The organism is Paraburkholderia ribeironis (genome assembly GCF_900019265.1).
Lineage (GTDB): Bacteria > Pseudomonadota > Gammaproteobacteria > Burkholderiales > Burkholderiaceae > Paraburkholderia > Paraburkholderia ribeironis.
The window spans coordinates 1-20,398 of the sequence record NZ_CYGX02000001.1; the positions used below are offsets into that span (position 1 = coordinate 1).

Below are 20,398 nucleotides of genomic sequence, written 5' to 3' on the forward strand. Positions count from 1 at the left end.
CATGGTGGACTCCTTGCGGTTCGCCGCGCGCGTTGCCGCTTCGGACTACGTCCTCCGCGCCCACGCGCAACAGCACGAGAAACCGACCACTGTCAGATTTAGTCTAGGCTATTCCACATTAATTCTGCTAGCGCGGCTTTTCTACCGCAACGCGAACTCACTGCCCGACTCGACTGACTAAGCGCAGGACGACGCCGCGCTCCGACATCCGCACAAGGGCATGTTGAAGGCCGCCGAAGTTCCACACAGAGTGCCATACAGTATGGCGTTTTTGATCTGCGCACTCAGATGGGCGCCTTCCAAAGATCAAGAAAAATGACACCTGGGTTTGCACTTGCTGCCGCTTCAAGCGAATGCACCTATCGCGCTCCTCTACAACCGCATTAGCCGAATTTGCGGACACGCCACACGCGTTAGCAAAATCAAAGGACATCAAGCGTGCGTGGGTTGCTGAAACGCAACGCATAAAAAATCGTGCGAAACCGCTGATATGCCTTGATTTGCGGTCGCAAACTGAAATCTTACATTAGCGTAATCCACGGACACGATTAGCAGTTACTACGGACTTCAACAGGAGGCGCCAACACGAGCCCTGAGTGGCCGCCGCTGGCGGACGACACGTTATTTCGAGTCAGCCTCGGCTATGGTTTTTGTGACGGCAGGCTCAAATCGCCGATCGCTACGACGAGCCGGGCCGCAGCGCCTCGAAGGATGGCTTCCAGCGGTGCCGCGGCCTTGCTGTCGGCCGGCATCGAAAGTGTCACTTGTACATTGTCAGAGATTGTTGTCAGGTTGCCCGTTTTCTCGTCGTTTTCGCTGAATGTCCAGACCACCGAATGAAGCGACGGAAGAAGCTCGTCGAGCAGGGCAATGCTCAGCGTCTCGCCATGTGATAGCGAGAGAAGCGGAGATGACGGCGAGCGTAAATCACTTGTCTCTTGCACCGACAGGCTGATCGACGTGGAAAGCAACGGGGCAACGCGCAGCCGTCGCTTCGCGTATGCCTCGATTTTCCCGAAACGAATGTTGAGCCTTTCGTGATGATCCCGCCCGTGGCTTATGTCACCTGTTTTCATTCTTGAGGCTTGCGGGACGCGTGCTCGAATTAGGCCGCGAACGGAGGGGGCGCCTCGGCGTGGAGGGACGCCAAAAGACAGGACGCGCGGCGCCCAATGGTGCTCAGGAAACGGCGACCGTCACTGAACCGGCCTTCTTGACCCGCTTCCGGCGCTCGTCGGACTCATTGATCGCCTGGTCGATCTTGGCCTCGAGATTGCGGGCCCCGTGCTCGATCGCCAAGTCCTTGAATCGCTTGGCGCGCGCCGACTCGTATAGAGGGTTCTGCGCCGCCGCCTTCTTGATGATCTTCCTGATGATTACCTTGGTCATGACGTTCCGGTACTCCGTTGAACCGCCTCGTAGACGCGGTAGTCTTGGACAAACGCTACCACGCTCTCTTCAAGGTCGGCAAGAAAACTTTCGAACTCGTCAGCCGATTCTGATCGAACCCTAATATCCGTTTCGATTACCACCACCAGCGGCTGTTCGGTCTTGCGCGACCCCGGCCTCCGCGCTTCATCCGCGTTGGAGACAGGAAGCAATATGACCTGGTGCTCGGTACTCCACACTTCGTCTGGAGGGGCGGTAAACCACCCCGGTTCGAGGCTCTCCCAGGCTCCGTCGAGAATCTCCGGATCAATGTCCGGTCCGCGAAGATCGGCGTATCCGAAGTGATAAGGGGTCGAGAGCTGCCATTCATGCGGTGCCTGCACCGCGAACGCAACCTTGAATAACGTGGGCTCCGACGGATCATTTTCCCACCATACGCGGTCCTCAGACAGGAGCAGGGCGACCGCACTTTCTGTAATCTGCCTGCAGCCGCTCCGGAGAATGGTCGGGAACTGCGTCAGCTGCTTGTCGAGCACATCGGCGATCGCGTCACGGGCCTTGTCCACGGCCTCGCACAGATCCTTCAACTTGGCATCGAAATCAAAAAGGTCCAGGCTGCAGCTGATCGGGACGTGCACCATCCTGTCGACCGCTCGCGTATGGATCTCCATCGATCCGGCGATGATCGAGGACATCAATGCGCCGGCCCAGTGCCCGCCGGTCCCGTCGTGACGATGATCGGGCTGGATCGAAAAGGCGATCGTCGGCAGATCGCTTGCCGCTGCGCGTTCCCTGTCGAGCGTCCACACCGGTAAATTTGAAGTGACGCCACCATCCAGGAAAGCGCGGCGCGTTACATCGGCCCGAACACCTGAACTCCGCTGACACGAGAAGGACCATGGCCTGAACACGACCGGCAGGCAGATCGACGCAGCGACCGCATCGGCAACAACGACGTCGGGCGTCCGCTCGTAGGAGAAGACCTCCACGCACTGGTCCGTCACGTTAGTCGCAACGACTTTCAGGGGTGTGCCGGTAATCGTGCGCAGCTGTCTGAATGTGACTTCCGCCTCGTAGCGCCCCCTCGACTTCTCTGCAATCGCATGGTCCACAAAGTCTCGCACATGCCGCACGGAACTCACCCCGCGTGACACGGTGCGGTAGATGCGCCAACCGATGAAAAGTAGCGCTATCCCGAGAGCCATACCAGTAAAAGGACGCCATATTTCGAGCGCGCCGAGCAGCACCACCAGCATCAGGAGTAGCGCTGGCGTCCACTTCACATGAGGCACGATTAGCCTCAGTACCCGGATGAATGCCCAGCCCTTGCGGGAAAACAGGTCCGTTGGCCCACGAAGCCGGAACTTCGCCCCTAGGGACGCGATGATATTTGAGCAGGTCGCGGTGTCCAGCATTTCCTTGCTCGAGTAACCGGCGGCCAGTAGTGCGGCGATCATCGCACCGGCCGAGGTGCCCGCGACGCCCTGGATGCGGATTCCCAGTTCTTCGACCGCCGCCAGGGCACCGACGTGCACGATCCCTTTTGCGCCACCGCCCTGGAAAACCACAAAGGCCGATCCTGGTGCGGTTTCAACGTCGGACCGTGAGTTGATTGTTGTGTCGTCGTTTGTGTGCATGAGCAGGAAAATTTCGTGAGCGCCGGGCGCGCGTGCGTGAGACAGGTAGCGGCCCACCGCGGGCCGCGACGACAGGCCCGTGGAAGGCACGCTGTGCCGGGCCTGCGGCAATTCGCGCCGCACCTTCGCCGGCCTCTCGACCTCTAACCGCCAAAACTTCTGCCGTTAAATCGACGACCTGGCGCGCAATCCGGCCCGATGCGAAGTGACAAATTCAATGCGGATTGAGGCGAAGTGACGCCATTCATTGCGTTCAGAGCGGAAGCAAAACTGTCAACGGAGCGCCGCCTTTCCCTGTCCTGCCGTTGGTCGGCTGTTGACAGGTTTAGCGCTCCACGTGTCCGGCACCGCGCTGTCTCGGCTTCCTGTGCGAGGCCAGCGGGCTCGTTCTCTTTCCGGTCAACAAGTACCGCGCGCGCCAGGATGACGCACTCCGACCGGCTTTCGCTCATCATGCGGCGGCGGCGTTCGCGGCATCGCGGTTCGCCAGCATCGACAGCAACAGTGCGTCCTGGTTGCTGGCGAGTTCGCTACGCACCAGCTTCAGCGCATGTTCCTGCCGGTCGAAGAACTCGCGTGCGCTGCTGAGCGTCGGGTGGCGGTGCAAGGCCTCCAGGAAAGTAGCCAGCACGGTTTTTAAATAGAACTCGAGATTCGCACAGAGCAGCGTTGCGTCGACCATCCTCTGCCCGCTGTGAACGATATCGCAGCGCGCCCGATAGATACGCTGCACATGCCACCGCATGCGTCGTTCGTGGTTCGCCAGGGTGGTCTGGAGCTTGCCTTTGTTGGTGAACACTTCGAACAACCGACGTAGATGAAGCCGCACAAACGGTGATTCCGCGCACGCGTTTTCGACCGCGTCCCGATATACCTGATTCTGCAGCAGCGCATAAAATTCGGCGAGCCCCATGCCCTTGAGTTCGACCGGTTTGCCCGCCGCATCGGCAAGCTCGATCTTCAGTTCGTTCACCAGAATCTCACGCAAGGCAACAAGGTGCTTGGGTAGGTAGGACAGCGTGACCGTCGGCGCGAGCGACTGTTCAACGCCGTTGCCGATGCCATCACCTGCGCTGCCGCTGCCTTTGACCAGGTATTCGACGGCCGTCCACCAGTTGACGAGCTTGTTTTCGAAATTTGAGGAGTCGGCACCGGTCCTGTAGAGCCGGAATGCCGAATAGATCCGATCCTTCGTCTCGGTCGCGAGTGTGCCGCTGGTGACCAGTTCCTGGAGCCGGCGCATGAAGACCTCGAGCTGTGCCGAGCTCAACGACGAGTCCGGATTGGGCACGCTGCCCGGTAATGGCAAAAGGATATGTCGGTTCGTCTTTTCCACAAGAAACGTGTCCGCGAGCTGGACGTTCTTGCGCTCATAATCGTAGCGGACGACATCCAGTACGCCCGCAATCTGATCGCTGGCGATCGAACCGGCGATCCGGCCATCCTGTGCCTCGACGGTCATGGTCGCAAACAGTCGCCCGCCGAATGCGCGGGCATACCGTTGCACGTATCCACTCGACCCGGCGCCGACTTCGGGCGCGGTCGCGCTGAACGCTATCGCGCCGACGTTCTGCGGAAAACTGGTGGGCTTGCTGACGCCATTGATCTGAAACGTGATGCGGTAAGGTTTCGGGTCGCCGGTCAGCCGCCTGAACACGTCGCGCAGCGCATCGGCAAACACATAGAGTCTGGTCGACGTTCCGGCATCGGCTGGGAGCAGCATCTCCCGATACAGTTTGAACAGCGAGGGGAAGCTCCACCCCTGGTTGACCAGCGTGCTCAGCAATGCTGACAGCACGTTATCGATTCCCCGGAGGTGCGGCTCGTGCGCGTCAAACGTCGCTCCATTGTCCAGAACCGCAAGTTCGCCGGACAGCCACGCGATGCTTTTCGGCACGAAATGCTCCTCAAGCGCGTGAATCAGTTCGCGTCCGAAGGCGTCGACCAGGAAACGGTTCTTGAGCAATTGTGTCCCGGCGAGCCTCGCAGCCTCAGTGGTCTTGCCCCCGTCCTCTGAAGCCGACTTCACCGGCTTGCTGTCAGCCACATCCTTCAGTAACGCAGTGAACTGGGACGCGGCCGGCTGAAAGACGGGGTCGGACAGGATCGACGTTGCCCCAAGGACCTCGCATGCTTCCAGCGCTACCCGACCGATGTCAGGTTCCTTGGCGTGCTCGACGTCGAACATGCGCAGCAGCTCGCGCGTGATGTTCAAAGGATTCATCGCGCGAACACGGAAGGCGTCTAGCGACGCTTCGTGGACGAGGTTGAACCAGCAATCGCAGAAGAATCGCTGGCGCGAGGTCAGCGGCTGGACACTGCTGATCCGTCGGTCGGTGCGCATCGGTTGCCCGGGGGGTAAAAAAGGGCTATTCTACGCATGCAGTCGGCGCGCAAGCGCTGGCGACAGTAAAAAGGGGTCAGGGTTTGTCGGTCTGGACGTCGTTCCGCGGCATTCTCCGCCCCGCCTCCATGACGGCCTGCAGCGCGCAGGCCGTTTTTTTTGGTCCGTTCAATCCTGATAATCGTTATTAGCAGGATTGCGTTTAATGGCCTAAAATCGGGTAGGGCGGCCCGAATGGCGGGTTTTGGCCCGTTTTGTATAACCACACCAAGAAAATGACCAAAAAAGAACAACATCCCGACAGCCCCGTGATGAAGCAGATCAAGACGGCCTCCCAGCGCGCCGGCGCGCTCCTCGATGCCGACGTGGGTCTGGCGAACCTGAACGTGCCGGTTACCAGCGCGCTGCGTCAGCCCGGAGGCCGCACGATGTTTCTCGATGTGCCGGTGCGTGCGGTGGTCGCACTCGGCCATCGGAATTTCGCGCGGACGGCGACAACCTGGCGGAGCCTGCTCGCCGGACTGCATGGCAAGACCTGGGATGAGCGTGTCATCGGCTACTTCGAGTCCGAGATCGGCCTCCAGGAATTTCCTCCGCCGGACGCCAACCGTCCGCTCGAACTCGAGGCCGTGGGCGGCATGGTGGAAGCGGTCAACGGCATGCATCGCCTCACGGCAGCGATCTGCTGGCTCGCCGCGAAGCACGGTGAGGATGCCGTGCTGCGCAAGGTGCAGGTCCATGTGAGCGAGGCGTGGCCGGAGCTGACGCGCCGGGTCGTCGACGAGACTGCCCGCGGGCACGTGGTCCAGATCGGCCTGGACTACCGCCGTGGCACGCGATGGCTGCGTGTGGAGAGGAATGGACTGGTTGAGGTCTTCGGGCTCGAGGCCAATGCAATGAAAGCGTTTCCCGATACGCGCGGCGGCATCGAACGCGGGCTTGATCGCGTTCGCGGCCTCAAATGGGGAGACCGCGGGATCTGGAAAAAGGTGGAGTGGCGCACTGTTACACCGCACATGGCGGCCGCACTGGGTGACGATGACTGGCTGAAAACGCAGCTCGCCCTCCCCGCCTACGAAGCCATTCCAGCCTGACCGGTCATGGCCAATCACCAGCAAACCGTCAGTCGCCAACGGGCCTACACGCGAAACGATTTCGCCGCGCTGCGTTCGTTCGTGCAACGCGTGCCGGCAGCGACCATTGCCCGCCTTTACTTCGGTGAGGACGACGAGGGCAATGAGCCTACGCCCGGCTGGGTGGAGTCTTACCTGCGACGCATGCAGGCTGACCTGGTTGATCTGGCCATCGAGCATGGCTCGTCCGTGCTCGCCGACCATCTGAAAAGCTCGGCGCGCGCCCATGGCAGTGCGCGACTGACGGCGGTCACCCTCAGGATGGTCGAGCAGGCCGCGGCGCTTGCGGTCGCCCGACCCAGTGCAGAGCACGGTGTTGGCATGTGGTTCCGGCCACTGGTCAGCGAACACCTGAAACGGCAAGGTATCCTGACGCTCGGCGATCTCGTCGACTTCTGCAACCGGCGCGGCGGGAGCTGGTGGCGAGCCGTCCGACGGATCGGGCCCGGGCGCGCACGTCACATCGTTGCGTGGCTGCGGCAGAACGAAAGCAACATCGGACGGACCGTCGCCGCCGATGTCGACGAGCGGCCGCCCTTCACAGCTGCCGACTCGGCCATTGTCGAGGTCGGCGGCCCGCACCGCGTACTGGTGCCAATGGAACGCATGGCATTGCGCGAAGAACTATCCGGTGCGCGAGGCCAGAACCGCGCCCAGGCCTTTTCGCAGATACGCGCGCATAACGACCTCGAGGCAATCCGCGCGTGGCTGTACCTGTACGAAGACCAGCCGAAGACACTGCGCGCCTACACCCGCGAGGTCGAGCGGTTTCTCCTGTGGGCGGTCTCTGTCCGCGGTCAGGCACTGAGCGACCTGATGGTCGAGGACTGTCAGGCCTACAAGGATTTCCTGAAAGCGCCCTCGCCCGCCTTCGTTGGACCGCGCGCGGGTCGCGCGAGCGGCCGGTGGCGCCCGTTCGCCTCCGCCGAGATGCTGCCGGAGAGCCAGAAATACGCGGTTCGTACGCTACGCGCGGCGCTGGAATGGCTGGTTGACGTCCGCTATCTGGCCAGCAATCCATGGAAAGCGGTCAAGGACCCTGTCGTGGTCGAGCGCGAGCACGACATGAAAATCGAACGCGCCCTGTCCGCGAGCCTGTGGGAGCGCGCGCGCCACTACATTGACGCCCGGTGCGAACCGGCGGCGGCGAGCTACTGGCGCACGGTGCGGGTCGCCCTGCTGCTCAGTGGCGACTCGGGACTCCGTCGCGAAGAATTGACCGTCTCCCGGCGCGAAGCGCTCTCCCCGACCACCTGGGGCGAGGACGAGGCACCGGTCTGGCAGCTGGAAGTGCTGGGCAAGCGCAAGAAGATCCGCACGGTTCCCGTCAGCCCCGCTGCGGTCGACGCGCTGCGTGCGCACTGGCGCGACCGGGGCGTCGACTTCGATGTCGCGACGGAAGGCCCGCTGATCAAGCCCGGTTTCATCCCTCCTACACCCCAGGCGCAGGACAGGCATGCGACCGGGGATGATCTGTCCTACTCACCGGATGGCATCAACAGGATGGTGCGCTGGGCGATGAAGCGGCTGGTCGCCGGAATGCCCGATCTGACCACCGAAGACATGAAGCAGCTTGTGTCGACAACCCCGCACGCGTTCCGGCACACCTTCGGCACGCAGGCGGCCGCCAGCGATGTACCGCTCGACGTCGTGCAACGCATCCTCGGTCACCGGTCTCTGCAGACCACGACGATCTATGTCCAGGCGGAGAAACAGCGGATGATGCGCGAGGCGGCAGCCTATTTCGGTAAAAGCAAGGACTGACGCCATCGAGTCTTTACGTCCCATCCGCTCACGGGCCTCGCAGGGATTGCGACAGCATCCGTCCTACACTAATTTGTGTCGCGGGACGTATCTCCAGGCTTTTGCAAAACAGATCGGAATAAGCCATGAAAGCCATCACGTGGGGCGAGTTCTGGACCGCTATCGTGGCGGTAGCTGGCGTCGTCGGGGCTGTGGTCGCCTTCATTGTTCACGCGTTGACTGTCCGGAAATCGGCGCTCGAAATCAAGAAACTCCAACTGGAAATCGCGAAGCAGCAGCGAGACGAAAAACGGGAAGAGAGCCCGATCCAGATTGCGACGATGGCGGAGATCGACAAGTATGTTGTCCGTAGTCGCACTGATTGGAAGTCCGCGGGTCGTGGTCCTTCGTGGCCGGGCAAGCTGGTTGATGCACTGATTCTTGCGGCCTTGGCGTACGGGTTGGCGAAAGCGGTCCTGTGGTAGCTCCACCGCCTGACCTAATGGCGCGCACACCCCAACTTGAAAATTGACCAGGCCTGCGCCCGGTGCTCGTCGTCGTCCGCCTTCCGTTTGGCGTTGGCCCGCGCGCCACGCGTCTTCGGCCTCGACAATCTCGGTCGGAGCCCCCATCCACTTCAGGAGCGTGACCGACAGCCCATCGTCCGGCTCCTTTTACCTGGCCTTTTCCGGCCTTCTTGGCTTTACGTCCCGCGCTCGCCTGGCTGGCACAACGGCGCTCCGCCTGCCGGTCGGGGGTTCGGCGCGCTTGCGGTCGCTGAGGGAGTACCGCGTGACGTGGCCCAGCGCATTCGTGGGCACGCGTCCCTGCAGAACACCTCGATCTATGTGCAGGCTGAACGGCAACGGATGCTTCAGGAAGCCTCCGGCTTCTACAGGAAGCGGACCTGAGGGTCCGCCCTGCCCTCGCTTACGGCTTCAGCATGCCGGCCGCGTCGAACTCCCCTGCTTCGTTGAGCGCAAACGCGAGGGGAGCGTCCACCCGCGAAATCACAAAATCGTCGGGCCATTCCCGCGGGTACTGCCAGCGTGTCAGGCCGCCATGTTCGGCCACTTCAACCGGTGAGTTGCGGCGCTTTTCTCCGGCGAGGATTGCTCGAGCCTGCTGCTTTCTGGTCTGGATGTCGGTCATGGCCTGGGTCCCTGGTTAAAACAGGAAGCGTAAGGCCACTTTTTCGCTGCGGTGTGTCCGGTTTTCCTACCCTCACGCCTCCACGCAGGTTGCGATGAGGTCGCTGCGGGCCGAGGCCCGTCTTTCCCTTACCTGCTCGACTGGCTATTCGCGGTCGGCAGGCTTCGCCGGGTTGAGCTTCGTCACCGCCTTGGGCATTCCGTTTAAACCGCTCGGCCGCGCCGCTCCTTCAAGCTGTTCCTCGGTGATGTGGCGCGGCGTCACGATTTTGGACGTCCTCGGCGCGCTGCGTTGCGCCATCGACCGTGCCGCGTTGAACCGACTCTGTAGATCGCTGTTTGACGTTTTCAATTCCCTTTCTCGTGATTCCAAGTCCCTTTCTCTCGAACGCTCCTCCATCTTCACTTGCCTATGCGCTCGGATACGCTCCCGGATAAGCGTTCTCCCGAACAAAAAATAGAAAATTACAAGAGAGACCAGAAACCAAAGAACTACTGTTTTCATAACTTTCCCCAATCAGTTTTTGCACGCGAGATAAACCACTGCTTCGCCGACAGATCCGGAAACGAACCGGTAGAACTTCTCTCCGCCGACTTGCCCGCTATAGATCCCTGATATCCCGCTCACCGTTCTTGTCTATGGGGTGATCAAACTCAACCAGTTTTCCTCAGCATGTGCGGCGCCGATCGACGCCACGGCCAGCACGGTCGCGATTAAAGTTTTGCGCATTTCGTTCCCCTTCGTGGTTGCCGGCCGTAGCGGGCTTTGTTGTTAGGCGTTCGGACTATACCGGTTGCGACCAGGAATGGCATCGCGACGACCGGCGCGCGTGTTCGTGGCCGATAACCGGGGCGGGTTGCAGGACGGGCCTGCAGGCTAGCCTTTCACCGTGAAAACGAACCGGTAGACCACGGGCTCAAAACCGAGAGAGCGCGCACCCTTCCCTCGTAGTAACGCCTCGGTCGCGCTCGCAGCGCGTTAGCCAGCCCCCTGCTCCTTGAGGGCCATCTGGCGCGAAAGCGCTTTCTAGCTATTAACAGGCAAATTCAGTATATAAGATCGGAGAATGACCATCCGTCAACCTCTACTGTTTGCTCCGCCCGCCAGCGTATATGGCCCAAGAATCGTTCTCGACTTTGCGAGAAAAGCCTCAGGGTGACTGGCAAAGATAGGCCTTGAAGGCTTCAAGGCGCCAGCTCCCGCACCGGCCGTCACGATCTGCGCTCGCCGTTACGGAGCCTGGCGCGCCTTGCCAACGACGGCGCGGGCGATGCGCAAAACGTCCGCATCCGACCCACGCCCACGCAGGCTGTTGAGGCCGAGATAGACGACGCGCAGATTGGCATCGCTGTAGTCGCCGTCCGTGTCGAGCCGGTCAAGGCTCGGACAGGCGGGACCGAAGTGATCAGCGTCGTCCACATAGAACGGCAGTCCGCTGATCGCGCACCGGTAGTCCTGCGCGGCAAGCTTCACTATCAGTTCGTCAAGCGTAACCGTCACTACGGGCCGGCCTTCGGCAGCGCGTTTTTCCTGGCGGCCACGTGCGAACCGGATGGCGCCTCGCATACTCGCACGAAGTCGGCGGAGATAGTCCGCGCGTTCGCCCACCGGTACAATTGCCGCGCGACGGGTCTCCCACGCCTTGCACGCGGCTGCCGACCGGCCAATTGAGACCGCTGCCGCGCGGCGCGTTGCCCACGCCTTGCGTACCGCTGCCGACCGCTCAACTCTCGCGGGTTCTGTGTCAGGGATCGTTCGCATCACGGCACCTCAATAGCCAAGCCTTTGCCGTAATGAGATTGGGCGGGCCGGGCGATTGTGGAAGGTGGCGTGATGCCGCATGACCGGTCATCAGGCGCATACGTGCAGAGGGCATGGCCGAAATCGCCCCGCTACGCCGTTCGCGCAGAGTGGCGATAACGCTCGCGGCCCGCTAATGGGTGTGGGTCGTCTCACTTCAACAGGCTTGGAAAATCGGGGGAGCGCACCACTTTTGCCAATAGGTCTTGAACCGAAGGCATGAATGCCTGGGCAGCTTGATTGCAGGCAGTTTCCCCATAGTAGCTGGAGGTGAAGGAATAGTGCACTGCCTGGGTCATGCTCTTGCCGTTCGATGAAGTAATGGTCAGTTGGATATCCCATGCGCCCTTCACGGTTGAGAAATCAATTGAATCAAGATGACCGGACAGCGAGATTGGAGCAGTGTCTGCATATACGCCGGCTAACTTCAATTCGGAAATCAGAGCATTTCTGATGAACGCTGCAAACGGCTCTCCGTCCGGGGTCTTTATCGGGGCGACAGCGCGGCACATGATTTCGCCAGGGCTTTGGTTGGGAACTTGGGCTTGCGTAAAGGCACCAACGCTTATTTCATGTCCTATGGACTTCAGAGCGACGACGTTATCGGCTGAAATGGAATAACGATGGACGGCATAGGTCGACGTACAGCCGGCGAGAACAGCAACAGAGAACACAGCGATAAGCATCCGTTTCATCGCGGCAAACTCCTCCTGAGATAGATTACGGGCTTCGGTGTCTTAACTGCTCGGGGTGTCTAGCCAGACGAAGGCGCACAGGGAATTGGGGTCGCTGGCCGATTTGACTTGGCTAGTGTAGCCGCATCGTGGCTATCAACGTTGCTGAAGGATATTCCATGGTGGAGGGGGCCGTCAGGTCCTTAACTGGTTTCTACGTAGAAACCATGCGACTACCGTATAAGCAAGCGAAGTGAATCGCGGCGTTTTCCAAGTGTCAGAAAACTGATAGAAATCTGCCCCTTCACGCGCACGGTGGCAGGAGCGTTTTTCGAAGTGACACTTATCTGATAGATAACTGTCACTTCTTTTGACTTTGACGGGCAATCACCTGAGACCGGCGAACCTCAGTTTCTACGTAGAAACTGGGCAGGCCCAAACTGCACCAACCTCGCGTGACCTCCCGACAAATTTCGCTGCATCGGCCGCCTGCGCCAATTTCGAATTTTCAGAGGACAGACGCAGCTGCCGACGAGCCGATCACACGTCCATCACGTGCCGTTAGCGTAAGTTTCTATAAGAAAATTTGCGCGGAAAATTGATTCAAGCAACACCATGAGAAGTTCTTCTTGAACAAATTCGTACGACTTTCTATCATTCACGCCATCGCGGTTTCTACGTAGAAACCGGGTTGATGCTGGACTCTTCCTGCAAGGAACCGTTTCCGATGGCCGCAAAGATAATTACCGTGTTCAATCAAAAGGGTGGTTCTGGCAAGACGACCACTTCGTGCAACCTTGCTGGAGTGTTGGGCCTCCGGGGCTATAAGACACTCTTGGTAGACCTCGACGACCAAGGCACAGCAACCCTGTCGGTCGGCGCGGCGTCAGATGACCGCCCCTTTCCAGCGGCGCTAAGCAACCTGTCGCGGAGTCCACGTCCCGATCGCGAGATCGCAAAATTTGTGGACGACTATCAGTTCATTGTTATTGACTGCCCGCCAGCTATTCGATCCGGTGCGCCCTCGGTCGCTCTGCTGATCTCGGACCTAGGCCTGATCCCGGTCGGCGCATCAGGCGGAAATCTCTGGGCCGTTCAGGAAGCCAAAAAGCTCGGCCTCACGGCGAGGGTGTCGAACCCCGAGCTCAAGCTTTGGTCTGTCGCTAACATGGACCAGAAAGTCACAATTGTTCAGCAGATTTTTGAAGCGGCCGCACAAGATGAAGAAATAAGTATGCTACGAACGCGATTGGGCTTTCGCACTGCGTATAAGGAAGCCGAAGTCTCTGGCGCAACCGTTTTGCAGATACGAGGCGCCAAAGCGGCTCATAAGGAAATCAACGCATTCGTCGACGAAGTCCTTGAGATCGTGGGGGAATAGGAATATGGCAAAGAAAAATTTCGCCGCCGCCCTGAATGCAGGTGTGGCGAGAGACCAAAAGCTGCGCGACGATAGCGTTTCTTCTCGGTTTGACCGCGTGGAGGCCGCACTTGGCGGCCGGACAACACTGCTGGATGCCTCACCGGACGGGCGCTCCGAAGAATCCGTAAATGCAAATGCGTATGTCGAAACCTTGGAAAGGGCAGGGAGGGTCAAGTCAACTTACGCCGCGTGGCCCATCGACAAAATTGAGGACAATCCACTGAACAGCCGGACCGTTTATCACGAAGAGAAGATTTCGGCCCGCGCAGCGTCGATGGCGAAGGATGGACAGCTCGTCCCTGCACTAGCAGCACGGCACCCGACCGATCCCGAGCGGGCAATACTTATCGATGGGCATTACCGCAAGCAAGGCGCGCTCCGCAATCGTGCCCATACCCTAGACGTCAAGCTGCTCGACGGCCTAGAAAACATTGACTTCTATCGGCTCGCGCGCGCCGCGAACAACGAGCGAGAACAGGAAACGGTCCTTGATGTTGCGTTAGGGTACAAAAAACTTCTGGACGAGGGCTATGCCAAGACGAACGACGAGCTCGCGCTTCTCGTAGAAGAAGGTAAATCCAAGGTAAGCAAGGCTCTGGCTATCCTGGATCTCCCGTCGACAATCCAAGACTTCATTTCGCTATACCCCAAGCAACTCGGCATCAATATCTCGTACGAACTTGCCCTGTACTTCAAGGCGACGAGCGAGAGCAAGACGCGCGAACTTGTACAAAAGGTCGTCGATGAAGGCCTGTCGTTTCAGAAGGTGAAGGCGATCCGGGAAGCGCTATCTCAGGAGCGCGCGCCGAGACGAACATTCTCGCGGCAATATAAGGTTTCCGGTCCTGACGGGGCATCCGTTGGTGCAATCAAAGAGTGGGGCAACGGGAACATTCAAGTGAGCCTTGAGCTCAACGACCCTGAAAGGGCTGAGACGTACATAGAAACGCTCAGGAAATTGCTCGCGGAGGACGGCCACAAAACCAACTAAATCAGATCGTGCGGGTCGGAATGTGTCACCCAACACCTGCGCGCGCAATCGGGCAGGGGATGAGGTCGAAACATGTCACTTTTCGCGACCCATCTCGCCCTGAGTCATGCAGCATCATCCAGTTCCAATCGGCTCTGCGGATTCTGAACGAACTGGAAGTCGAGGGAATTCACAGCACGCCCCAGTTTCACCGGCTTCCAGGAAATGATGAGATCCGCCTTCGTGTTCAGTTCATTTACCGCCGTTTCGATCACTCTCCGCTTGATGTCGGCGAAACGATAGGTCTCGGGAATCTCTAGAACGGACCTGAAGTCGTCCAGCGTGATCAAAAGCCGTCCACGGTCACGCTCACGCATTAGAAGTTCGAGCAAGCGCCACGAATACAACGATTGAAGCCCCCTGGCGAACTCGAGTTGATACGAGACGAAACGACGCTGGAGCATGAAAATGTGAGGCGTCAGGTCCGGAGAAAAAGAGATTTCCGCCCAGCCCTCTCCTTCATGGTAAACAGCTTTCCAGACCCAGTTAAGCGTGACCTTCCGCGGACCGTCCATATAGGTCAACGTCCGCTTCTGCAGACTGGCGCAGCCTTCCTTGAGGCCCTCATACGCAGCTGTCGCCTGTTTCTCCCCCGAGCGCGGCGCCAGCGCAGCCAAGGCCGCAAATTCGTCGGCTCTCACTCGAACCGAAACATACCCGTTGGATCGACCGTGCAAGTACGGCGACTTTTTGCTATCAATACACCGCAGGGCGGCCATCATCACGCGCTTCTCGTTGAGCGAGAGCCCCTGTTGAGAATTGACCAAAGCCCTGCTCATTGCCACAGTCCCTTTAACTCGGCCGTCTACGTCCAATGGTGGCTCGTCCGACTCTTCGATCCGCAGCGGCTCGATGTCTACAATCGAAACCGCTGGTTCATCAACACTCGGCTTCTTGCTCTTGCTCATGAAAAGTGACCGTGGTTTTGTGTGTCACAATTATAAAGTGACACGAGTATGTGGCAAGTCACCGATGTGGATAACGGTCGAAATCTGTCACACATAGCCCGCAATTTGTCCATTGGGGGTCGGATTCAGTCACGTCTGGGTCGAAAAATGTCACTTCTACATATACCTAATCGCCCCGAAAGCCTTTATCCACGGGCCTCTCAGACTTTCCGCAAAGCGTTTACAAACGGTTCTACAAACTAGCCTATTAACTGTTTTACAAATTACGGCCTAAGAAACGTTGCTCCCAAACAACGAAACGACAGAACCAGCGCCGCCCACGACGTGATACGCCCATCGAAAGGTGACGAAATCCGACCCAATGCCGGAAAGCGATGCTATTGGAGCAGCCTTTCTCCGAGCCTATAGAACAATGCATCTCCAAATGTGACGCAAAGCGACCCCGGGACCCTACGACGACTCAAGCTCCCGGACAACTAGGTCGGGATACGTCACCTTTCGACCGATTAATCAGTTTATTGGCTCCAACCGTGCAACGTGGCGCGCCAAGTCGGAGTTTGTCCCCTTTACGCTGACGCGGCGTGGGTCGGAAGCCGTCACTTCTGGTACCGGTCGACGGGTCGGGAATTGTCACCATTGAATCCAGCAGGAGAGGGCAAGCGTTCCTCGAGGCGGGTCGGAAGCCGTCACCTTTGGTCCACGGGTCGGAAATTGTCACTTTCCGTATTGGCTAATCCACAATCCAGCGCTCTTGCTCACTTGCTCACGCCGTTGGGTCGCAATCTGTCACCAATGAACTCTCCCGCCGCTTCTAAGCAGGAGACTTTGCGGCGTTCCATGATGGGATCAAGCGTCACAGCAGGTTGGAGTGACGCAAGTGCGTGTGCCGGAATACGTCAGAACCAGCCCGCTGGACCCCCTACTGACCTGTCGGCGCCGCCTTAGGGTCCCCAAGCGAACCGGCCGGCCCAGGAAGGGGAAATGCGCGGGTAATGGTTCAACACCCGAAGTGCGTGCGCGACCGCTCGGGTCGCAAAATGTCACCGACGAACAATGCGGCCGAAGGTACGCCTCGGTCGCATGGTAAGTGTCGCCCACGCGATCAGCTCGTCATGCGCTGCTTCGCGGGTTTCCTGCGGCGCTTTGCGTTCGCGCCGTCGATTTTTCGCCCGGCATCGACCGATCGGCCCAGTCGCTCGTTCCTCCAGCCAAGAGCAACAGATTCAGCATCTGTTCCAGCTTTTGAATGTGTGGTGCGATCTCTTCGATATTCGGAACGTCGAGTCGGAGATAGTTTTGACCTCTCACCCGGCTGATTCTTACTCCGTTGCGCAAGGACGCCTTTCCGGAAGTTAAGATCGAAAAGATTTCACGCGTTGGCGCATCGGGCGACACCGACTTCGATCGTTCAACGACCTCGGCTTCCCCGACTTCTTTTACGAGCTTACGCAATGTTGCGACATCGGCAAACGAGAGACTCTTACTAGCAAACAGGCCGACTACCGACTCAGGTAAGCGAGCCGCCGCGATTGTGCGTGAGATCTGGAATATAGACACGCCTAGTTCGAAGGCCATAGCGGTTTGGCTCGGCCAGAGATTCCGCTCAACCATCGAAAGATAGAAACGGCCCATCTTTAGGATGGGTGCGTTTTCTTCCTTCAGGCGACGATGGTACGCAATCGCCGTTCGGCGATTGGGAATCTGGGTCTGCGAAAGATTTTGGCTTTGCATTGTCGGTCCAATCTGCTTGGTGGGCTGTGTGACAGCGCTGCAGCGGAGCCGACGCAAAGCCGATCCGCGACCCGGTGTAGCAAAGAGCGTTAGAACGCCCGGTCAGTGTTTCCCGAGGCGACGGAAAAGGCGCCGTTATTCGTCGCCGAGCCCCATTCTCTTTAGAAGCGCGTTGGCACTCTCGAGTAGATCTGTCGCAGCCTGACCGTTAGGCTTCGACAAAATAACAGGAATCTCTGATTCTCCAGGTATTGCCTTAGAAAAGTCCCCGCTTCGACGGATGGATCGTTCAAGCCAAGCGTCGCGATAGGCTTGCGTGCAGGTCATCAACTGCCCCAAGACACGAACGCGATTGGGATCGAAAAAGTTGCCTACGATAATCAGTTCAGGATTCCTATCGAATTGCTCGCGAATCTCTGTCATAACACTCGAAAGGTACGAGAGCGCTTTGGTCGAGAATTTTTCCATCGACACTGGCGAGATGACGTAGTTGGAGGCTAGCAAGGCGCCACGCGTGATCCGATTCTTCGCAGGGGCTGCGTCGAACAAAATGATGTCGTAATCAGAAACATCGAAATCCGGATCTTTCTTCGATAAGCCGTCTCTGATGAGTTCTGCGAGGATGAGATCGGAATTGCGACCCTCCAGCGTTCCGTACGCCAGCATCGTGTCTAAACGGTCGAGATTCAAATCTGCAGGAACAATGTGAGGCCCGTACTCTCCAAACGGCTTCTTGATTGTCTCTTGAAGCCTCACGCGCCCCGCCGGATAGTTCGGTATGAGATTGCCAAAATGATATTCGACGATACGGGACTGGCTAATTCCGGCGTCGGCCGCCTCTTCGGGTGTCAACTCCGAGTCGTACCCGAAACTCAGCGTCAAGTTCGAGCGGAAATCGAGATCGATGATGAGCGTTCGAAAACCTTTGAGGGCGAAGATTGTCCCGAAATTGCTCGCGAGTGTCGTCTTGCCGACGCTTCCGTTAGGCGCATAGACCGTTGCGACGACCTGTTTATTTTTCCTCGTCTTGCTGCGTCGTTTCGCACGGTAACGGGCGAGTTCAAAAATATTTTCAATGGAGAAGAGGCGGGTCCCAGGCCCTCCCTCCTGACGCGTGACTTCAATGCCGGACTCGTCGACCATCCGACGGACCGTGTCGCTGGAAGTCGCAAGCAAATGTGCAGCCGCTTGGACCTTGAATGGTTTGGTCGCCAACAGATACCTCGATGCAATATACGTATTGGGCACAGATTGTGCCGCCTGGTAGGGCGTCGGTGCAAGGACGCTTTCTACAAATGCAGGAAAAACCTTGCAGGCTGGTGGTAGCTTGGCTGCGAGGGGGGGAACGGGTAGCGATTCCACGATACAGCATAGAGCGGGGGTATTGAGGGAGCCCGGACGAGGTTTGCAAAATGATGCGAAAATGGATACAAAAAGCCTGTATTAGGATCTGTATCCCTGCATAGTTGCGAAAAATGCAAAAGGACTCTGAACCAGTTCAGACAGGTAGCAATCGACGTCGCCAGGCCACCGAGCAGGATAGTTCTATGATTTAAAAAGACATTCGCCTTTTACTCGTTGCAAGAAAGGCACGAATTCCGCGAATTTTGCACGTGCAAAACATCTCGATCACAAACGGCTCGCCCAGTGACTCTAAACGGTTCTTGATAACTGGCCAACGGCAAAAGCTGGTGAAAATTTTGCAGCTTTCTGGGCAACGCCTCTGAACCGGCTAAATCGTGGCACGGCAAACCGGTGAACGCTGGAAAGCGACTGCAAATCGCATATCTTTCGCATGACTTGATTCCCCTGGGGACTGATTCAATTGAGTCGGCCCAAATGGATCAACCGTCATGCGTCTATTTCGCAGTAAAAAGCAGGTAGCTCTCTCGACCGCGCCAGGCGGTTATTCCGAAGAAGATCCCGAAAAGATCATCTTCGATATGGGCACGCGGCTGCGCGTCGAAGCCAATCACTGGAAGACCTTCTGCTTCATTCTCGCATTCGTTGCGGGCGGGGCAGTCTATACGCGCAATCCGCCACCGTCCGTCGTGAAGTCGTATGGCGTGTCTTCGGACGTGAATGGGCATCCTGTCGTCACGCAGCTCACCTCGTATAAACCTGACGATCAGGCGATCCGAACGTCGCTGCGCGAAACCGTCGAACGGTGGTTCACGATTGAGCCGGTGCTGACTGACGACATCCAGTCCTCGCGCATGGCCCGCAACATCAACGGCGTAAAAGCGATGATGACGGGTAACGCGCGCAACCAGTTTGCAGACTGGATCAAGGCCGACGCGCCGTTCCAGTCCATCACGCTTAACCCCAAGCTCGTGCGTGAGGTGCGCGTGACCAACGTCGCGCTGCTCGAAGATTCGACAGCGGTCGTCGAATTCACGGCGAGCACTACACAGTCGCCGACGGACAAGCCCGCTGTCCAGAAATACGCGCTGACCTTCCGCTATCAGATCGTGCCACCGGCTTCCGAAGATGCGCTCGGCTCGAATCCTTTCGGCATGTTCTATCCGTTGTTCTCCGTTCAAAAGACCCAATGATGATCGCCTCCCGCACGCTCGCTCTGTGGGTCGCCGCCTTCGCGTGCGCCGCTGCTGCCACTCCGCCTGTATTTGCTGCGAAGAAAGGCGGCTCGTCGGCATCGTTCGATCTGGCCACGGCGATAAGCGATCCGCTGAGTCCGATTAATCCGTACAACGCTGGTTCGGACCCCGTCACCATGCCAGGCGACGCGCGCATGGCGGTCTTTCCCTATAGCCGCGACCAGATCTACCGGGTCATGACCGCGCCGCTGAAGAACACGACGATCGAACTAGCGAAGGGCGAGAAGCTCACCACCGATCCGGCTATGGGCGATTCGATCCAGTGGGTGATCGATACCGATGGTGAAAACCACGTCTTCGTGAAACCGGTCAAGCCAGGTCTCGTCAACACGTTGCACCTGACGACGAACTTTCGCGAGTACGACATGACGCTTGTGTCATCGCCGATGGGCGGCCTGTTCTATCAAACCGTCCGCTTCAACTATCCGGGGTCGGTGATGGCCAAGGTCCGCGCACGGGAGCAGGCCAACGACGCGGGCGGCGGTCGCAATGACGATGGAAACGGGGCGACGGATTCCGGTCCGATCGGTGTGTCGCCCGACAAGCTCAATTTCGACTACACCGTGTCCGGTTCGGCATCGTTCCGACCGGAAACCGTTTTCGACGACGGTAAGTCGGTGTGGCTGCGCCTTCCCGCCAATGCGCCATTTGCCGTGCCGCTGGTCAAGGATCACGGCGACACCGTCAGCCCGAACTTCATCCGTCGCGGCCAGTACATCGTGGTCCAGGAACTGGCGAGCGAGATTGTGCTGCGCGCACCGAATGAGGAGGTGACTGTCAAGCGCCGCCGTCCGGGTCTGTTCGGCTTCTGAGGCT

19 protein-coding genes are annotated in these 20,398 nt (G+C 58.7%); 8 read left to right on the plus strand and 11 right to left on the minus strand.

Annotated elements, in window-relative coordinates; genetic code table 11:
* On the plus strand, nt 1–181 hold a 181-nt coding region (locus BN2475_RS34950), incomplete at its 5' end, for a hypothetical protein (protein WP_218023676.1).
* Nucleotides 182–641: 460 nt separating this feature from the next.
* Here the strand turns inward: BN2475_RS34950 and BN2475_RS00010 are convergent.
* The 4 genes from BN2475_RS00010 to BN2475_RS00025 form a co-directional block, all read right to left on the minus strand.
* The gene (locus BN2475_RS00010; protein WP_094777531.1) at nt 642–1,076 is read right to left on the minus strand and encodes a hypothetical protein; all 435 of its coding nucleotides are present in this window, start codon (nt 1,074–1,076) and stop codon (nt 642–644) included.
* 103 nt (nt 1,077–1,179) lie between these two features.
* Entirely contained in the window at nt 1,180–1,389 is a 210-nt protein-coding gene (locus BN2475_RS00015; protein ID WP_094777532.1) for a hypothetical protein, read from the minus strand.
* On the minus strand, nt 1,386–3,026 hold the full coding sequence (locus BN2475_RS00020) for a patatin-like phospholipase family protein (protein WP_094777533.1): 1,641 nt from the start codon (nt 3,024–3,026) through the stop codon (nt 1,386–1,388). Before BN2475_RS00020 ends, BN2475_RS00015 begins: the two co-directional genes overlap by 4 nt.
* Nucleotides 3,027–3,477: 451 nt before the next feature.
* The gene (locus BN2475_RS00025) at nt 3,478–5,370 is read right to left on the minus strand and encodes a hypothetical protein (RefSeq protein ID WP_094777534.1); all 1,893 of its coding nucleotides are present in this window, start codon (nt 5,368–5,370) and stop codon (nt 3,478–3,480) included.
* A 275-nt stretch (nt 5,371–5,645) separates the two neighbouring features.
* On the opposite strand from BN2475_RS00025, the gene BN2475_RS00030 reads away from it, so the two are divergent.
* The 3 genes from BN2475_RS00030 (at nt 5,646) to BN2475_RS00040 (ending at nt 8,731) form a co-directional block, all read left to right on the plus strand.
* Entirely contained in the window at nt 5,646–6,464 is an 819-nt protein-coding gene (locus BN2475_RS00030; RefSeq protein WP_094777535.1) for a hypothetical protein, read from the plus strand.
* A gap of 6 nt (nt 6,465–6,470) precedes the next feature.
* Nucleotides 6,471–8,267 (plus strand): site-specific integrase, encoded by a 1,797-nt coding sequence (locus BN2475_RS00035; RefSeq protein WP_094777536.1) that lies wholly within the window; start codon nt 6,471–6,473, stop codon nt 8,265–8,267.
* Between the two features lie 125 nt (nt 8,268–8,392).
* Nucleotides 8,393–8,731: a hypothetical protein gene (locus BN2475_RS00040; RefSeq protein WP_094777537.1), complete on the plus strand. Its 339-nt coding sequence runs from the start codon at nt 8,393–8,395 to the stop codon at nt 8,729–8,731.
* A 445-nt stretch (nt 8,732–9,176) separates the two neighbouring features.
* Here the strand turns inward: BN2475_RS00040 and BN2475_RS00045 are convergent, their stop codons facing one another.
* The 4 genes from BN2475_RS00045 to BN2475_RS00055 all read right to left on the minus strand — a co-directional run bounded on the left by BN2475_RS00045 (nt 9,177) and on the right by BN2475_RS00055 (nt 11,893).
* The gene (locus BN2475_RS00045) at nt 9,177–9,398 is read right to left on the minus strand and encodes a hypothetical protein (protein ID WP_094777538.1); all 222 of its coding nucleotides are present in this window, start codon (nt 9,396–9,398) and stop codon (nt 9,177–9,179) included.
* A 144-nt stretch (nt 9,399–9,542) separates the two neighbouring features.
* Nucleotides 9,543–9,749 carry a hypothetical protein gene (locus BN2475_RS33305; RefSeq protein ID WP_143325700.1) on the minus strand — a complete coding sequence of 69 codons (207 nt, stop codon included), beginning with the start codon at nt 9,747–9,749 and terminating at the stop codon, nt 9,543–9,545.
* An 879-nt stretch (nt 9,750–10,628) separates the two neighbouring features.
* Nucleotides 10,629–10,871: a hypothetical protein gene (locus BN2475_RS00050; protein ID WP_143325701.1), complete on the minus strand. Its 243-nt coding sequence runs from the start codon at nt 10,869–10,871 to the stop codon at nt 10,629–10,631.
* Nucleotides 10,872–11,350: 479 nt separating this feature from the next.
* A complete protein-coding gene (locus BN2475_RS00055) occupies nt 11,351–11,893 on the minus strand; it encodes a hypothetical protein (RefSeq protein ID WP_094777540.1) in 543 nt (180 codons plus the stop codon).
* A 706-nt stretch (nt 11,894–12,599) separates the two neighbouring features.
* Between BN2475_RS00055 and BN2475_RS00060 the strand changes: the two genes are divergently transcribed.
* Both BN2475_RS00060 and BN2475_RS00065 read left to right on the plus strand, forming a co-directional pair.
* Nucleotides 12,600–13,253 (plus strand): AAA family ATPase, encoded by a 654-nt coding sequence (locus tag BN2475_RS00060; RefSeq protein ID WP_094777570.1) that lies wholly within the window; start codon nt 12,600–12,602, stop codon nt 13,251–13,253.
* A gap of 4 nt (nt 13,254–13,257) precedes the next feature.
* The gene (locus BN2475_RS00065) at nt 13,258–14,286 is read left to right on the plus strand and encodes a ParB/RepB/Spo0J family partition protein (protein WP_094777541.1); all 1,029 of its coding nucleotides are present in this window, start codon (nt 13,258–13,260) and stop codon (nt 14,284–14,286) included.
* A 104-nt stretch (nt 14,287–14,390) separates the two neighbouring features.
* Here the strand turns inward: BN2475_RS00065 and BN2475_RS00070 are convergent, their stop codons facing one another.
* From BN2475_RS00070 to BN2475_RS00080, 3 genes are all read right to left on the minus strand, one after another.
* The gene (locus tag BN2475_RS00070) at nt 14,391–15,233 is read right to left on the minus strand and encodes a replication initiation protein (RefSeq protein ID WP_094777542.1); all 843 of its coding nucleotides are present in this window, start codon (nt 15,231–15,233) and stop codon (nt 14,391–14,393) included.
* 1,110 nt (nt 15,234–16,343) lie between these two features.
* On the minus strand, nt 16,344–16,964 hold the full coding sequence (locus tag BN2475_RS00075) for a hypothetical protein (RefSeq protein ID WP_094777543.1): 621 nt from the start codon (nt 16,962–16,964) through the stop codon (nt 16,344–16,346).
* Between the two features lie 135 nt (nt 16,965–17,099).
* A complete protein-coding gene (locus tag BN2475_RS00080; RefSeq protein WP_143325702.1) occupies nt 17,100–18,179 on the minus strand; it encodes a ParA family protein in 1,080 nt (359 codons plus the stop codon).
* 638 nt (nt 18,180–18,817) lie between these two features.
* On the opposite strand from BN2475_RS00080, the gene BN2475_RS00085 reads away from it, so the two are divergent.
* Both BN2475_RS00085 and BN2475_RS00090 read left to right on the plus strand, forming a co-directional pair.
* Nucleotides 18,818–19,519 (plus strand): VirB8 family type IV secretion system protein, encoded by a 702-nt coding sequence (locus BN2475_RS00085; protein ID WP_094777545.1) that lies wholly within the window; start codon nt 18,818–18,820, stop codon nt 19,517–19,519.
* A complete protein-coding gene (locus BN2475_RS00090) occupies nt 19,516–20,394 on the plus strand; it encodes a TrbG/VirB9 family P-type conjugative transfer protein (protein ID WP_094777546.1) in 879 nt (292 codons plus the stop codon). The genes BN2475_RS00085 and BN2475_RS00090 overlap by 4 nt, the downstream gene beginning before the upstream one ends.
* The last annotated feature ends 4 nt before the right edge of the window (nt 20,395–20,398 follow it).

Excerpts from the sequence above, each read along its gene's own strand:
- BN2475_RS00010 (WP_094777531.1), bottom strand. The coding sequence starts at position 1,076 with ATGAAAACAGGTGACATAAGCCACGGGCGGGATCATCACGAAAGGCTC.
- BN2475_RS00015 (WP_094777532.1), bottom strand. The coding sequence starts at position 1,389 with ATGACCAAGGTAATCATCAGGAAGATCATCAAGAAGGCGGCGGCGCAG.
- BN2475_RS00020 (WP_094777533.1), bottom strand. The coding sequence starts at position 3,026 with ATGCACACAAACGACGACACAACAATCAACTCACGGTCCGACGTTGAA.
- BN2475_RS00025 (WP_094777534.1), bottom strand. The coding sequence starts at position 5,370 with ATGCGCACCGACCGACGGATCAGCAGTGTCCAGCCGCTGACCTCGCGC.
- BN2475_RS00030 (WP_094777535.1), top strand. The coding sequence starts at position 5,646 with ATGACCAAAAAAGAACAACATCCCGACAGCCCCGTGATGAAGCAGATC.
- BN2475_RS00035 (WP_094777536.1), top strand. The coding sequence starts at position 6,471 with ATGGCCAATCACCAGCAAACCGTCAGTCGCCAACGGGCCTACACGCGA.
- BN2475_RS00040 (WP_094777537.1), top strand. The coding sequence starts at position 8,393 with ATGAAAGCCATCACGTGGGGCGAGTTCTGGACCGCTATCGTGGCGGTA.
- BN2475_RS00045 (WP_094777538.1), bottom strand. The coding sequence starts at position 9,398 with ATGACCGACATCCAGACCAGAAAGCAGCAGGCTCGAGCAATCCTCGCC.
- BN2475_RS00055 (WP_094777540.1), bottom strand. The coding sequence starts at position 11,893 with ATGAAACGGATGCTTATCGCTGTGTTCTCTGTTGCTGTTCTCGCCGGC.
- BN2475_RS00060 (WP_094777570.1), top strand. The coding sequence starts at position 12,600 with ATGGCCGCAAAGATAATTACCGTGTTCAATCAAAAGGGTGGTTCTGGC.
- BN2475_RS00065 (WP_094777541.1), top strand. The coding sequence starts at position 13,258 with ATGGCAAAGAAAAATTTCGCCGCCGCCCTGAATGCAGGTGTGGCGAGA.
- BN2475_RS00070 (WP_094777542.1), bottom strand. The coding sequence starts at position 15,233 with ATGAGCAAGAGCAAGAAGCCGAGTGTTGATGAACCAGCGGTTTCGATT.
- BN2475_RS00075 (WP_094777543.1), bottom strand. The coding sequence starts at position 16,964 with ATGCAAAGCCAAAATCTTTCGCAGACCCAGATTCCCAATCGCCGAACG.
- BN2475_RS00085 (WP_094777545.1), top strand. The coding sequence starts at position 18,818 with ATGCGTCTATTTCGCAGTAAAAAGCAGGTAGCTCTCTCGACCGCGCCA.
- BN2475_RS00090 (WP_094777546.1), top strand. The coding sequence starts at position 19,516 with ATGATGATCGCCTCCCGCACGCTCGCTCTGTGGGTCGCCGCCTTCGCG.